Source organism: Vibrio aestuarianus (assembly GCF_012395185.1).
GTDB classification, from domain to species: domain Bacteria; phylum Pseudomonadota; class Gammaproteobacteria; order Enterobacterales; family Vibrionaceae; genus Vibrio; species Vibrio aestuarianus.
Window position 1 is genome coordinate 38,771 of the sequence record NZ_JAAZTU010000008.1, and the last position, 15,249, is coordinate 54,019.

Sequence of the window (15,249 nt, forward strand, 5' to 3'; positions counted from 1 at the left end):
TACTAAAAAACAAGTAAAAAAGTGATGATTGTGCCGTTCAAGCCATAACATAATGAGATGTAAAAAGCGGATGAGTACTGAACAAGAACAAGTTACCGTAGAGAATCACACCGTAAAACCAGGCACTTTATTGAAGGCAAAACGCGAAGCGTTGGGCTTAACTCAAAAACAAGTGGCTGATCGATTACGTTTACGTCTTTCGATTATTCAAAATTTAGAAGAAAACCATTTTCCAGATGGTCAGGTTGCGACCTTTACTCGCGGTTATTTGCGCTCGTACGCTAAAGCAGTTGGAATCAAAGAGTCAGAAATATTGGCTGCTTTCGAAGATAGTTATCCAGCCATTCCTCGCGAACAACCAATGCAAAGTTTCTCAAAGAAGACTAAGCGAGAGAAACACGATAGCCGTATCATGACCCTCACTTGGGGGATTTTTGCAATTTTGATCGGCATATCATCACTATGGTGGTGGCAAAACCAACAACAGGAAACGGAACTTTTAGAACACAATGAGCCTATTGTTTCTGTTCTTGATCAAGATATGGCATCTGTTCCTGTCGAGCGTGTCACTGATGATCAGTTCACTACAGCTTCTGAATTAGTGTCAGAAACTGACAGCAATGAAGAGGTGGCGTCAGATCCGCAAGTGGACATTCAAACTGCTGAGCTGATCCCGTCATCTGAAGAAGATATTGTTGAACCAGAGCCTAATGTAGTGGAAGCGCAAGCAGAGCCAATTTCAGCCAGCAACCCAGAAAATACCAGTCAAGTGGATACTGGCTTTTCTCCTCTTTCTTTATCATTTAATGCTGATTGCTGGATTCAAATAAAAGACGCATCCGGTAAAACCTTGTCGACTGGCATTAAAAAAGCAGGACAGACAGTAACATTAGCGGGCGAAGCACCACTGCAGATTATTTTGGGTGCCCCTGAGAGCGTTTCAATGACATTTGCGAGTGAACCTGTCGACCTTTCTGGGTATACTTCCGGCAAAGTCGCTAGATTCACCTTACCTTAGAAAATACTATGCAATACGAGTCTCCAATTAAGCGTCGTGCTTCGACGCGCATTTATGTCGGTAATGTGCCTATCGGTGATGGCGCACCTATTGCCGTACAATCGATGACCAATACCCGCACCACAGACGTGGCGGCGACGGTCGCGCAAATTAAAGCGTTAGAAAATGTAGGCGCTGATATCGTAAGAGTATCTGTGCCAACGATGGATGCTGCTGAAGCATTTAAATTGATCAAACAGCAGGTGAATGTGCCATTAGTAGCAGACATTCACTTTGACTATCGTATCGCTTTGAAAGTGGCGGAGTACGGTGTTGATTGTTTGCGTATCAACCCAGGTAATATTGGCAACGAAGAGCGTATTCGCTCGGTTGTCGATTGCGCTCGTGATTATGATATTCCGATCCGTATTGGTGTGAATGGTGGCTCTTTAGAAAAAGATATCCAGATGAAATACGGTGAACCAACGCCGGCGGCGTTGGTTGAGTCAGCTATGCGCCACGTTGATATCTTAGATCGCCTCAATTTTGACCAGTTTAAGGTTAGTGTAAAAGCATCTGACGTCTTTTTAGCCGTTGATTCTTATCGATTGTTAGCACAAAAAATTGATCAACCACTGCACTTAGGTATTACCGAGGCCGGTGGCGCGCGAGCAGGTTCGGTAAAATCGGCGGTTGGTTTAGGTATGCTGCTTGCGGAAGGTATCGGTGATACGCTGCGTATTTCTCTGGCAGCAAATCCGGTTGAAGAGATCAAAGTCGGTTTCGATATTTTGAAATCGCTGCGTATCCGTTCTCGTGGCATTAACTTTATTGCTTGTCCTAGCTGCTCTCGTCAAGAATTTGATGTGATTTCCACCGTGAACGCACTTGAGCAACGTTTAGAAGATATTATTACACCAATGGATGTTTCTATTATCGGTTGCGTTGTGAATGGACCTGGTGAGGCGGAAGTTTCCCATTTAGGTTTGGCGGGAAGTAATAAGAAAAGCGCCTTCTATGAAGATGGTGTACGCCAGAAAGAACGTTTTGATAATGACGATCTCGTTAATCAATTAGAAGCTAAGATTCGTGCTAAAGCGTCCATTCTTGATGAAAAGAATCGAATCGACGTAACTCAAATCGAACAAAATTAATCTCACGACATTTCGGTAATTATTGTGGCAAAAACTATTCAAGCAATTCGAGGCATGAACGACTGCCTCCCAACGCAATCTCCACTGTGGCAAAAAGTGGAAGGTACAGTAAAAAATGTGATCAGTGCGTACGGTTACAATGAAGTCCGTATGCCAATCGTTGAGATGACACATCTATTTAGCCGTGCTATTGGTGAAGTCACCGATGTGGTTGAGAAAGAGATGTACACGTTCGAAGACCGCAATGGCGACAGTTTATCGTTGCGTCCTGAAGGTACCGCTGGCTGTGTGCGTTCTGGTATCGAAAATGGCTTACTGTACAACCAAGAACAACGTCTATGGTACATGGGACCAATGTTCCGTCATGAACGTCCTCAAAAAGGACGTTACCGTCAATTCCATCAATGTGGTGTGGAAGTGTTTGGGTTAAATGGCCCAGATGTTGACGCTGAATTGATTATGATGACAGCGCGTCTATGGCGTGAGCTAGGCATCGATAAACACGTGCGTTTGGAACTGAACTCTATTGGATCTTTACAGGCTCGTGCTAATTATCGCACGGCGTTGATTGCGTATTTAGAGCAACATCAAGAAGTATTGGATGAAGAAGCTAAACGCCGCATGTATACCAATCCGTTGCGTGTTCTTGATACCAAAAACCCAGACATTCAAGCTATTTTAGGTGATGCACCAAAGTTATCTGAATATCTAGATGCGGAATCGGCACAACATTTTGCAGGTTTGTGTGAACTTCTTGATGCCGCAGGCATCGAATACCAAGTTAATGAACGTTTGGTTCGTGGTTTAGACTACTACAACCGCACCGTATTTGAGTGGATCACCGAAAGTTTAGGTGCTCAAGGTACGGTTTGTGGTGGTGGTCGTTACGATGGCCTTGTGGAACAACTGGGTGGCAAAGAGACACCAGCCGTTGGATTTGCAATGGGCTTAGAACGTTTAGTACTGATGATGGAAACACTAGAGCTGACAGAAGTTCGTCGTAGCGTTGACGTTTACATGGTGAGTGCTGGTGATGGCACGATGATGGCGGGAATGAAGCTTGCGGAGCAATTACGTGGTCAAATTCCGGGGCTACGTGTCATGACCCACTTCGGTGGTGGTAATTTCAAAAAACAATTTAAGCGTGCTGACAAAGTCGGTGCGGCTGTTGCGCTTGTTCTCGGCGAGAACGAAGTGGCAGAAAACACGGTAGTTCTGAAAGATCTAACCGGTGGCGAACAAATTACGATTTCTCAAACTGAAGTCGCGAGCAAACTAGAACACCTTGTATAAGCAAGCGTATTTGAGACATCTTTTAAAGAGGACAGGAAGTGGAACTCTACGATACTGAAGAACAACAAGTTGAAGCGATAAAAGATTGGTGGAAAGAGAACGGTAAAGCGGTGATCTTTGGGGCTGTTATTGGTTTAGGTGGCCTATTCGGTTGGCGTTATTACCAAGACAGCGTAACCGCTGCGCAAGAAGCTGCTTCAGAAAGTTACACCAAAATGGTTACGGCATTGAGCGCCAGTGGCGTTGATGCTGAAAGCAATGTTCAAAGTTTTATTGATAACAATAAAGGCAAAGAATATTCAGTTTTAGCCGCTTTGCAATTGGCTAAAGTTCAGGTTGAAGCCGGTCAAATAGACGAAGCACTTGCACAGCTTGAGTGGGCAAAAGCAAATACTAAAGACGCTGCGATTCTTCCACTTGCAACTTACCGTGTTGCGCGTATTAAATCTGAGCAAGGCAACTATGATGCTGCTCTTGCTGAGTTAGCAACGATTAGCGATGAAAATTGGGCTGGACGTATTGCTGAGCTTCGAGGTGATATCTTATTGCGTAAAGGTGATATCGATGCGGCTTATGCAGCTTATACCGAGGCGCAACAAGCTGATGACGCAAGTCAAACATTGCAAATGAAACTGGATGATTTAGCCAAATAAGGGCACAAGTTGATGAAAAAGTTGTTCAACAAAGTGCTCGTTGCTGCTGTGGTGCTAGGGGCACTAGCAGGATGTGCTAGCGAAGAAGATACCGTGATCATGGCTCCTGTGCCTGTGGTATCGAGTGAATTTACACCGACGACTCAATGGAGTGCTTCTATTGGTGATGGTGTTGGTCACTACTTCTCAAAGTTGTCTCCAGAATATGCATATGGCAAAGTTTTTGTTGCAAGTCGCGATGGTTTAGTTAAAGCGCTCGATCCTGAAAGCGGCAAAGAGCTTTGGAAAAACGACCTAGAACAAGATGGTAGCATGCGTTTGTCTGGTGGTATCACTGCCGCTTATAGCCAAATTTACATTGGCAGTGAAAATGGTGTAGTGATTGCTCTTGATGAAGAAACGGGTGAGCTTGCCTGGCAAGTTGAAGTGGATGGTGAGGTACTCGCTGCGCCAGCCGCTGATAACAACATTGTTATTGTCAATACCAGCCGTGGCACTCTGATCGGTTTAGATCAAGAATCCGGTGAGCAGAAGTGGGCAATTAGCACTGAAGTACCTAATTTAACCCTGCGTGGAGATAGCAAACCGGTTACTGTTTCTGGTGGCGTATTTTGGGGCACGGCAAGTGGTCGATTAGCTGCCGCCATTGTAGAGCGTGGTCAATTGATTTGGCATCAGCCTGTTGGTATGCCTAAGGGCGCGACCGAAATTGACCGGTTGGTTGATGTCGATGCGTCACCCATTGTGATCGGCGGTATGCTTTACACTGTAGGTTTCAATGGCCAGTTAATTGCGATCGATCTTCGTTCAGGCAAGCCAGCTTGGAAGCGTAACTACTCTTCATCGACTGATATGGTAAGTGATGGTGGACGTCTATTCGTAGTGACTGATAAAGATCACCTTGCTGCTGTTGATGCCCGTAGTGGAACCGAGTTATGGAGCAATGACAAGCTAGAAAACCGCTTGTTAACAGCACCGTCTATTATTAATGGCTACATTGTTGTGGGCGATAATGAAGGTTACTTGCACTGGATTGATCGTAGCAGTGGTGAATTTGTTGCTCAGCAATTAGTCGATAGCAGCGGATTTGCTGTTGGTCCTTTAGCGGTAACCGATGGCTACGTGATCATCACCCGCAGTGGCAATGTAAAGAAACTGACGATTAAAAAATAAATCGTGATATAATTCACATTCGGCTCCTGGCTGGTAACAGTTAGGGGCCGTTTTGTTGAGATAAATGAAATAAAGTGATGTGGTTATAGGTAAAAATTTCGCGCTTGCTAGCAAGTGTTTACCTATAACTACATAAGTGAATATATTTGTAGAGGTTGTTATGGTTCCTGTTGTTGCTCTTGTTGGGCGTCCGAATGTCGGTAAATCTACGCTGTTTAACCGATTAACTCGCACTCGTGATGCGTTAGTAGCGGATTTCCCTGGTTTAACGCGTGACCGTAAATATGGCCAAGCGAAATTAGGTGAACACGAATTTATCGTTATTGATACCGGTGGTATTGATGGCAGTGAAGAAGGTGTTGAGACCAAAATGGCACAGCAATCATTAGCTGCCATTGACGAAGCCGATGTCGTGCTATTTATGGTTGATGGCCGCGCAGGTCTGACAGCGTCTGATGAAGTTATTGCACAACATCTGCGTAAAATTGAGAAACGTGCCATCCTTGTCGTGAACAAAGTAGATGGTATTGATGCTGATGCTGCATGTGCTGAATTCTGGAAATTGGGCGTTGATCAGATGTATCAGATCGCCGCTGCACATGGTCGTGGTGTTGGTATTTTGATTGATCGTGCGTTGAATCCTTTCGCAGAAGAGATGATTGAACTGGCGAAAGGTGATATCGAAGATCTCACTGACTTTGAAGATGTTGAAGAAAAGCTTGATTACACGGAAGAAGAAGCGGAAGAAGAGTTTAAGCGTCTTCAAGATCAACCGATTAAACTTGCAATCATTGGTCGTCCTAATGTCGGTAAATCAACATTGATTAACCGTATTCTTGGTGAAGAGCGTGTCGTGGTTTACGATATGCCAGGAACCACTCGCGATTCAATCTACATCCCAATGATGCGTGATGAGCGTGAATATGTATTGATTGATACCGCAGGTGTTCGTCGCCGTACTCGCATTAATGAAACGGTAGAAAAATTCTCGGTAGTTAAAACACTGAAAGCTGTCGAAGATGCAAACGTTGTTCTATTGGTTATCGATGCACGTGAAAATATCTCAGACCAAGACTTAAGTTTACTTGGTTTTGCACTGAATGCGGGTCGTTCAATTGTTCTTGCTGTCAATAAGTGGGATGGCCTTGATAACGACGTAAAAGAGCGTGTAAAGAAAGAGTTGGATCGTCGTCTAGGTTTCGTCGATTTTGCTCGTATCCACTTTATTTCCGCGCTGCATGGCACTGGTGTGGGTCACTTATTTGAATCAGTGCAAGAAGCGTACAAATCTGCGACAACTCGTGTTGGCACTTCTGTACTGACGCGGATATTGAAAATGGCAACGGATGATCACCAACCGCCAATGATACGTAGTCGCCGCGTAAAACTGAAATATGCGCATGCTGGCGGCTATAACCCGCCAATCGTTGTGGTACATGGTAACTTGGTTAACGAACTACCAGATTCATACAAACGTTACTTAATGAACTATTACCGTAAATCGTTGGAAATTATGGGTACGCCAATTCGTATTCACTTCCAAAGCAGTGATAACCCATTTGAAGGTAAGACTAATAAATTAACCTTGTCTCAAGAGCGCAAGCGCAAACGCCTTATGACGATGATGAAAGGTCGTACTAAGTAACCCTTTATTAGATAAAAAAATACCCAAGCCAAGGCTTGGGTATTTTTTTATCTGTAGTAGAACGGATACACTTCACTTAAATGAAAAGCGTCCAGAGAATAGTATTGAGAGTAATTTTTAAGCAGTGCTTACTGAGTAGTGTAGAGTGAAAGATCATTTTCATTAGTTCTTTACATGGTGAGTATAAAAACAAATAACGATATTTTATATCGCTAAAAATCCAAATGCAGGATATGTAACTTATGCTTTCGGTGTGTGGTTATATAAATGTTCTTTTGAGGGGAGATCGCTGATCAGAGTAGATAAAGCAAATGATCAGGCTGAGATCTTTTAGTGATCATAGTGCCATTCGAAAGAGGATATACACATTGATTAAAGTATTGTGATGAGGATCAATGTCGACAATGACGTTATCTTGGAGCATAGTTTGCGAATACATTATTTAAGTGGATTTTGATATGAATGAGAACCTGTGCCCTTGCTGCGCAAAGCCCTTAGAATGGGATGGTCGTTATCACTGTAGTGAGTGTGAAAAACATTTCAATAAAGTAGGTTTTTGCCCTAGCTGTGAATCAGAGTTAGAAAAGCTACAAGCGTGTGGGGCGGCTAATTATTTCTGTAATCAGTGCAATGAACTCAAATCGAAATCGAAAATTCGATTTGAGTTCAAGCCACAAGATTAGGCGGTTTGTACTGTTTCGGACATCAGTTCACGGTAGAATAAATTTCGCCATCGGCAAGACGGGTGATCAGTTGATCGCCCGTTTTTACATCTGAAGGTTGACTGATAACCTTACCGTGCTGATCTTGAGTAATAGAATAACCACGTTTTAAGGTGGCTAATGGGCTAACCGTATCTAATTTTTCAGCGGCTAGCGCAAGCTTATGGCGAGTGGTTAACAGCTTTCTATCCATTACATCAAGCAGCTTTTGTTCAGTTTTCGCCAATCTATGTTGCTGTTGAGCAAGCTTTTGAACCGGTGAGTTCAGTTGCAATTGATGAAATTGCTCACTTACATGTTGTCGCTTACGAGTGATAAAAGAGCTCATAGCACGTTGAAGGCGCATTTGTGTTTCATCAAGCTGTTGTGTTTGGCGTTGTAAGCGGTAATTAGGGTGCTGCTTTTGTAATGCGTAATTAAGAGCATTAACTTGTTGCTGTTGCTGGCTTATGTAGTGGCGTATTGCACTACGTAGCTTGTGCTGATAGTTAGTAAATGTTTGTTGCTTATGGCTATTATCACGGCTGACCAACTCTGCTGCCGCAGAAGGAGTTGGTGCTCGAACATCAGCAACGAAATCGGCAATTGTAATATCAATTTCATGGCCTACAGCACTAATAATCGGGATCTCACTAGCAGCGATAGTGCGTGCTACGATCTCATGGTTAAAACACCATAAGTCTTCCAATGAACCGCCGCCTCTTCCCACAATCAATACATCACATTCTGCTCTCGCATTAGCTCTGCCGATGGCTTGTGCAATCTGTATCGCGGCTTGTTCACCTTGCACCATGGTGGGGTAGACAATCACCGGTAAGCTGGGATCGCGACGCTTGAGTACATCAAGAATATCGAATAAAGCCGCCCCAGTTTTAGATGTGATGACGCCTACGCATTTTGGATTTTCCGGTAATGGACGTTTATTGGATTGAGCAAATAGACCTTCGGCGGCCAATTGCATTTTCAGTTTTTCAAATTCTTGCTGAAGCCGACCGTCTCCTTCTGGCTGCATACTTTCGATGATGATCTGGTAGTCACCTCTAGGTTCATACAGGGAAAGGCGTGCTTTAACTAAAACTTGCTGACCATTTTTAGGCTTGAAAGAGACAAAGCGATTGCTGCCCTTAAACATGGCACATTTAACTTGGGCACGGGAGTCTTTGAGTGATAAATACCAGTGGCCAGAAACTGGAGATGAGAAGTTAGATATTTCACCAACCAGCCACACAATTCCCATTTCATTTTCAAGAAGTAGTCTAACTTCAGCATTTAGCCGAGAGACAGTGTAGATATTTTCGTTGGCCAGAGAAGACAAGGCTAATCCCCTAGACGAAGGTATGGAAATTAGCGGAAAGATAATACATATCAAGACGTGAAATGCAAATAAAAAATAAAAAAATGAGTGGTCAAGCGATTGCCTCGGGCGTATAATCCGTCCGCAATATCAAATCCAAATCACTTTTCCTTTTTAATGATTAATTAGGTTGAATGAAACAACTTGGATTGACCTTTTATTCACTCCTCTTAATTGTGAGATATTGCAAATGCTAAGAATTGCCAAAGAAGCGCTGACATTCGACGACGTACTTCTCGTGCCAGCACACTCCACCGTTCTCCCAAACACAGCCGATCTTCGTACTCAGCTGACCAAAAATATTGCACTGAACATCCCAATGATTTCTGCATCAATGGATACAGTGACAGAAGCTCGCCTAGCGATCGCTCTTGCACAAGAGGGTGGTATTGGTTTTATCCATAAAAACATGTCTATCGAACAACAAGCAGAGCAAGTTCGTCTTGTTAAGATCTTCGAAGCGGGTGTGGTGACAGCTCCTGTAACAGTTCGCCCAGATGCTACGATTCAAGATGTCATGGATTTAACTGAGAAACACGGTTTTGCTGGTTTCCCTGTAGTGAGTGATAACAATGAACTGGTTGGTATCATTACTGGCCGTGACGTTCGTTTCGTTACTGATTTAACGAAAAAAGTTGAAGCTGTGATGACGCCAAAAGAGCGCTTAGCGACGGTAAAAGAAGGGGCGTCACGCCAAGAAGTACAAGAACGTATGCATAAAGCGCGTGTTGAAAAAGTACTGGTGGTGAATGATCAATTCAAATTAACCGGTATGATCACAGCAAAAGATTTCCACAAAGCTGAACGTAAACCTCATGCATGTAAAGACGAGCAAGGCCGCCTGCGTGTTGGTGCCGCTGTTGGTGCTGGTGCGGGTAATGAAGAGCGCGTAAAAGCATTGGTTGAAGCGGGCGTGGATGTACTTCTTATTGATTCATCTCATGGTCATTCTGAAGGTGTATTGAACCGTATTCGTGAAACTCGCGCAGCTTATCCTGAACTTGATATTATCGGTGGTAACGTGGCAACAGGTGCAGGTGCTAAAGCGCTTATTGAAGCGGGTGTCAGCGCGGTAAAAGTCGGTATTGGTCCTGGTTCTATTTGTACCACTCGTATCGTTACTGGCGTTGGTGTTCCTCAAATTACCGCTATTTCAGATGCAGCCGAAGTTGCAAATGCGTATGGTATTCCTGTCATTGCTGATGGCGGCATCCGTTTCTCTGGCGATATCTGTAAAGCGATTGCTGCTGGTGCATCTTGTGTCATGGTTGGCTCAATGTTTGCGGGTACTGAAGAAGCGCCGGGCGAAGTGATTCTATACAACGGTCGTTCATACAAAGCATACCGTGGAATGGGTTCTCTTGGTGCGATGTCTCAAGGTTCATCAGATCGTTATTTCCAATCAGATAATGCAGCAGACAAGCTAGTACCTGAAGGTATTGAAGGTCGCATCGCTTACAAAGGTCGCTTAAAAGAAATCGTTCATCAGCAAATGGGTGGTTTACGTTCAAGCATGGGGCTAACTGGCTCTGCGACAATCGAAGAAATGCGCACTAAAGCTGAATTTGTACGTATCTCTGGTGCGGGCATGGCTGAATCTCACGTACACGACGTTCAAATTACTAAGGAAGCACCAAACTACCGCCGTGGTTAATCTCTGATTAAAGAGTAATTAACTGGACGTAAACGTTTGCTTTTTCCTTGAAGCATTGATGAGAGGCGGGTACACTCGCCTCGTTTTCATAACCTATAACCACAGCTCAGGGTAAGAAAATCAACAAGTGTTAGATTTTCACGCTGATTGTAGTATCGAAAGTCGGTGTGAATGACTTAGATTATCCTTAGCTGAGGTGAACGATAAGACTGCCCAAAATGACTAAAAATATTCATGACCAACGTATTCTGATCTTGGACTTCGGTTCTCAATATACTCAACTAGTGGCTCGCCGTGTTCGTGAAATCGGTGTTTACTGTGAACTGTGGAGTTGGGATGTAGAAGAAGCGGATATTCGTGAATTCAACCCAGACGGTATCATTCTTTCTGGTGGCCCTGAAAGTGTAACTGAAGCTAATTCTCCGCGTGCGCCTCAATACGTATTTGACTCCGGCGTTCCTGTCTTTGGTGTGTGCTACGGCATGCAGACCATGGCTGAGCAATTAGGCGGTAAAGTCGCAAGCTCTGATGAACGTGAATTTGGTTATGCTGCCGTTCAAGTCACCGGTGACTCTGCACTGTTTGCTGGCCTTGAAGCCACTCAAGATGTTTGGATGAGTCACGGCGATAAAGTGGTAGAGATCCCTGCCGACTTTACCAAAATTGCCCAAACGGATACTTGTCCTTATGCGGCGATGGCAAATGAAGAGAAAAAATACTACGGCGTGCAATTTCACCCAGAAGTAACGCACACCAAAAATGGTCTGAAAATGCTAGAAAACTTCGTACTGAACGTATGTGGTTGTGAGCGTTTATGGACTGCTGAATCGATCATCGAAGATGCGGTTGCTCGTATTAAAGAGCAAGTAGGTGACGATGAAGTGATTCTTGGCCTGTCTGGTGGTGTGGATTCTTCGGTTGTTGCGATGCTTGCGCACCGCGCAATTGGCGACAAACTAACGTGTGTATTTGTTGATAATGGCTTGTTGCGTTTAAACGAAGCTGAGCAAGTGATGGATATGTTTGGCAACAAATTTGGCCTAAACATTATTCATGTTAATGCGGAACAACGCTTCCTTGACGCGCTAAAAGGTGAGTCTGATCCTGAAGCGAAGCGCAAAATTATTGGTCACGTTTTTGTTGATATCTTTGATGAAGAATCGAAAAAGCTGAAAAATGCAAAATGGCTAGCGCAAGGCACGATTTACCCTGATGTAATCGAATCTGCAGCGTCGAAAACCGGTAAAGCACATGTGATCAAATCTCACCATAACGTAGGCGGTTTGCCGGATGATATGGAAATGGGCTTGGTTGAGCCACTACGTGAGCTATTTAAAGATGAAGTCCGTAAGATCGGCTTAGAGCTAGGTCTTCCTTATAATATGCTTTACCGTCACCCATTCCCAGGACCTGGCCTTGGTGTTCGCGTTCTTGGCGAAATTAAAAAAGAGTACTGTGATCTACTGCGCCGCGCAGATGCTATCTTCATTGAAGAACTACACGCTGCTGACCTATACAACAAAGTATCTCAAGCGTTCACTGTTTTCCTACCAGTTCGTTCTGTAGGTGTAATGGGCGATGGACGTAAATACGATTGGGTTGTATCGCTGCGTGCGGTAGAAACGATTGATTTCATGACAGCGCATTGGGCACATTTACCTTACGATTTCTTAGGTAAAGTTTCTAACCGCATTATTAATGAAGTGAATGGTATTTCTCGCGTGGTTTATGATATTTCAGGTAAACCACCAGCAACTATCGAGTGGGAATAATCCCCGAAGTTGCATCCTTGTTTACTTAACCTGATGAAAGGTTGATTGATCTCTAAAAGCCTCAAATTTTTTTGAGGCTTTTTTTCGTTTGTCGACAAGCATTCCAATGTCAATGTCTTCTCAAGGTAACGGTTGTTCCTCGCAACGAAATCAGTCGCAGTTTGACACTGTGCTTTTAACTTTTACTACCGTAGTTCATCTGTCTATCTCTATTGTAAGTGTCATATCTACTGGTAACACAAAGGATGTTATATGTTGAAAATAAAGCACTTAGCGACGTTAGTTTGCTGTACTTTTGCGGCAAACAGTTATGCGCTCACCATCTTACCTGACCCTGAAAATTCAGCGGGCTACATCGTTTCTAAAACGGATCTTCAAACTGCCGAGCAAGCGAAAACCGCTGATCCTATGTATCAGATTTGGGCTCAGGCCTTAGAAACGCGCTCTAATACAATAGTTGAAGCAATCATCCCTGGGCTTGATGCCAACCCGGAAAACGTAAAACGAGTTGAGCGAGTATTTCCTCAATATGAATGGGATTTCCTTACGCAAATGGCTGCTCCTGAATATACGTACACTCGCTTTTTGCGGGCTATCGGTAAGTTTCCTGCCTTTTGCGGCGAGTACACCGATGGGCGAGATTCCGACGCCATCTGTAAAAAATCGATTGTGACGGCTTTCGCTCATTTCTCTCAAGAGACGGGTGGGCATATCGCGAAAGACAATGTTTCCGACAACCCACTAGCACTGGAAGAGTGGCAACAGGCGTTGGTTCACGTTCGTGAAATGGGCTGGTCTGAAGGTCAAAGTGGTTATACAACCGGCTGTGGTCAAAACGACTGGCAAAATGCACGTTGGCCATGTGCAACAGGTCAAGGGTATTTTGGCCGCGGGGCTAAACAACTTTCGTATCACTTCAACTATGGTGCGTTTTCTGAAGTGATGTTTGACGGTGACGCAACAGTATTACTCAATAATCCAGGCTTAGTTGCCGATTCTTGGTTGAACCTGGCGTCGGCAATTTGGTTCTTTTTAACTCCTCAAGCACCAAAGCCAGCCATGTTACATGTGATTGACCGAACCTGGACACCTTCACAACGTGAATCAGACGCTGGTATTGGATACGGTTTTGGCACCACCATCAATGTGATCAATGGTGGTATTGAATGTGGTGAACAGAATAAAGATAAAGGTCAGCCTGTTAACCGAATTCGTTACTGGGAAGGCTTAGCCAATCATTATCAAATTCCTGTGGAGTCAGACGAAAAAAATACCTGCTGGCAACAAACACCGTATGGAAGTCTTAACCTTAATGGCGCGACGGATGTGCTTTATACCAACTGGGATGGCAATTGGAAATATTATTCAGACCGCCCAGGTGGCTACTCCTTTGAATGTGAGCTGGTGGGCTTTCAAACCGCATATTCTGCTCTAGTCGCGGGAGATTACGAGAAATGTGTCACTAATTTCTATGGCTCGCACGCTAATTGGCCACAAGTACGAGTGGTTGACAGTATTGATCCCGAAATACCAACTGAACCTCCAGTAGGTGGTGTCGCGGCTTGGGACTCTGCAAAAGTCTATAATACTGGGGATAAAGTCAGTTACAAAGGGGCGATCTATGAAGCTAAATGGTGGTCACAAGGCAATGAGCCAACTCAAGGTGATCCTTGGAAATTGGTATCCGGTGAAGCTACAGTGCCCACAAATCCAGATCCGCTTCCTTCTACGCCAGTTGAATCACCAGTTGTGACAGAACCTGAGCCTACACCGCCAAGTTCAGATTTCTCTGTATGGCAAGCGGGAGTAACCCAAGCGAAAACTGGAGATAAGGTTACGCACAATGGAAAGTGCTTTGTCGCGAAAAATAATCCGGGAGTGTGGGAAACACCAACGCAAAGTAATTGGTTTTGGGATGAAGTGAACTGCCAGTAACTTTTCATTTATCTCTTTTCTATTTGAAGCAGCTACGGTGTTGGCTTACCTCAAATATATAGTTTATGTGTTAAATCAACAGCATGATCTTCCAAGGTCGTGCTGTTTGCTTTTTAAACAATTTGATCGCTAAAAATGGAATCTTAATTTCCGTTAATGTTCTTTCCATTTTTGTGTTGCCTCCACTAAAATCCGCGCGTAATTTTTATCAACTTTTTTTAAGGTACTCGCGAATGTCTACTAAATTGGCCAATCCAGCGCCGCTAGGCCTAATGGGTTTTGGCATGACGACTATCCTGCTTAATATCCATAATGCAGGCTTTTTCCCTATAGATTCTATGATTCTAGCAATGGGTATTTTTTACGGCGGTTTAAGCCAAGTTATCGTGGGTATCATGTGCTTTAAACGTGGTGATACGTTTGGTACCACGGCATTCACTTCGTATGGTTTGTTCTGGCTAACGCTTGTTGGCTTGATCGTAATGCCATATATGGGCTTACCTGCAAGTCCTGCAAACTTTATGGGTTGGTACCTAGCTCTTTGGGGGATCTTCACTGGTTTCATGTTCATTGGTTCACTGTGTTACCCACGCGCTAAGCAAGTTGTATTTGGTTCACTAACCATTTTGTTTGCTCTATTAGCTGCTCGTGATTTCACGGGTAGTGAACTGATTGGTACGATTGCTGGTTTTGAAGGTATCTTCTGCGGTGCTAGTGCTATCTATTTCGCTATGGCACAAGTGTTAAACAACGAATATGGTCGTGTTATTTTGCCAATCGGTGAGAAGAAAGCGTCTGAGCCTGTTGTTGCTACACAAGAAATTGCAGCGTAATTAAAATACAAAATAAAAAAAGGGGTTAGCTTCGGCTAACCCCTTTTAGTTTCCACTGCCTTTC

At 44.0% G+C, this 15,249-nt stretch carries 12 protein-coding genes; 11 read left to right on the forward strand and 1 reads right to left on the reverse strand.

Going from position 1 to position 15,249, the window contains the following annotated elements; all coding sequences use genetic code 11:
• Positions 1-52: 52 nt before the first annotated feature.
• The 7 genes from rodZ to HGG78_RS05315 all read left to right on the forward strand — a co-directional run bounded on the left by rodZ (position 53) and on the right by HGG78_RS05315 (position 7,598).
• Positions 53-1,018: a cytoskeleton protein RodZ gene (gene rodZ / locus HGG78_RS05285; RefSeq protein WP_172532263.1), complete on the forward strand. Its 966-nt coding sequence runs from the start codon at positions 53-55 to the stop codon at positions 1,016-1,018.
• Positions 1,019-1,026: 8 nt separating this feature from the next.
• Positions 1,027-2,151 carry a flavodoxin-dependent (E)-4-hydroxy-3-methylbut-2-enyl-diphosphate synthase gene (gene ispG / locus HGG78_RS05290; protein WP_053310396.1) on the forward strand — a complete coding sequence of 375 codons (1,125 nt, stop codon included), beginning with the start codon at positions 1,027-1,029 and terminating at the stop codon, positions 2,149-2,151.
• 24 nt (positions 2,152-2,175) lie between these two features.
• Positions 2,176-3,444, forward strand: a complete 1,269-nt coding sequence (gene hisS / locus HGG78_RS05295; RefSeq protein ID WP_053310395.1) for a histidine--tRNA ligase — start codon at positions 2,176-2,178, stop codon at positions 3,442-3,444.
• A gap of 38 nt (positions 3,445-3,482) precedes the next feature.
• Entirely contained in the window at positions 3,483-4,097 is a 615-nt protein-coding gene (locus tag HGG78_RS05300; protein WP_172532264.1) for a tetratricopeptide repeat protein, read from the forward strand.
• Between the two features lie 12 nt (positions 4,098-4,109).
• A complete protein-coding gene (gene bamB, locus HGG78_RS05305; protein ID WP_172532265.1) occupies positions 4,110-5,270 on the forward strand; it encodes an outer membrane protein assembly factor BamB in 1,161 nt (386 codons plus the stop codon).
• A gap of 160 nt (positions 5,271-5,430) precedes the next feature.
• Positions 5,431-6,915, forward strand: a complete 1,485-nt coding sequence (gene der, locus HGG78_RS05310) for a ribosome biogenesis GTPase Der (RefSeq protein WP_053310392.1) — start codon at positions 5,431-5,433, stop codon at positions 6,913-6,915.
• 458 nt (positions 6,916-7,373) lie between these two features.
• Positions 7,374-7,598, forward strand: coding sequence for a zinc ribbon domain-containing protein (locus HGG78_RS05315; RefSeq protein WP_172532266.1), 225 nt, complete (start codon positions 7,374-7,376; stop codon positions 7,596-7,598).
• Positions 7,599-7,620: 22 nt separating this feature from the next.
• Here HGG78_RS05315 and xseA read toward each other — a convergent pair whose 3' ends face one another.
• A complete protein-coding gene (xseA, locus tag HGG78_RS05320; RefSeq protein WP_053310391.1) occupies positions 7,621-8,952 on the reverse strand; it encodes an exodeoxyribonuclease VII large subunit in 1,332 nt (443 codons plus the stop codon).
• A gap of 229 nt (positions 8,953-9,181) precedes the next feature.
• Here xseA and guaB point away from each other — a divergent pair, with 229 nt between their 5' ends.
• From guaB to HGG78_RS05340, 4 genes are all read left to right on the forward strand, one after another.
• On the forward strand, positions 9,182-10,645 hold the full coding sequence (guaB, locus tag HGG78_RS05325; RefSeq protein WP_053310464.1) for an IMP dehydrogenase: 1,464 nt from the start codon (positions 9,182-9,184) through the stop codon (positions 10,643-10,645).
• Between the two features lie 218 nt (positions 10,646-10,863).
• Positions 10,864-12,417 carry a glutamine-hydrolyzing GMP synthase gene (guaA, locus tag HGG78_RS05330; RefSeq protein WP_053310390.1) on the forward strand — a complete coding sequence of 518 codons (1,554 nt, stop codon included), beginning with the start codon at positions 10,864-10,866 and terminating at the stop codon, positions 12,415-12,417.
• A 252-nt stretch (positions 12,418-12,669) separates the two neighbouring features.
• Positions 12,670-14,352, forward strand: coding sequence for a glycoside hydrolase family 19 protein (locus tag HGG78_RS05335; RefSeq protein ID WP_172532267.1), 1,683 nt, complete (start codon positions 12,670-12,672; stop codon positions 14,350-14,352).
• Positions 14,353-14,585: 233 nt separating this feature from the next.
• Positions 14,586-15,185, forward strand: coding sequence for an acetate uptake transporter (locus HGG78_RS05340; RefSeq protein ID WP_053310388.1), 600 nt, complete (start codon positions 14,586-14,588; stop codon positions 15,183-15,185).
• Positions 15,186-15,249 lie beyond the last annotated feature (64 nt).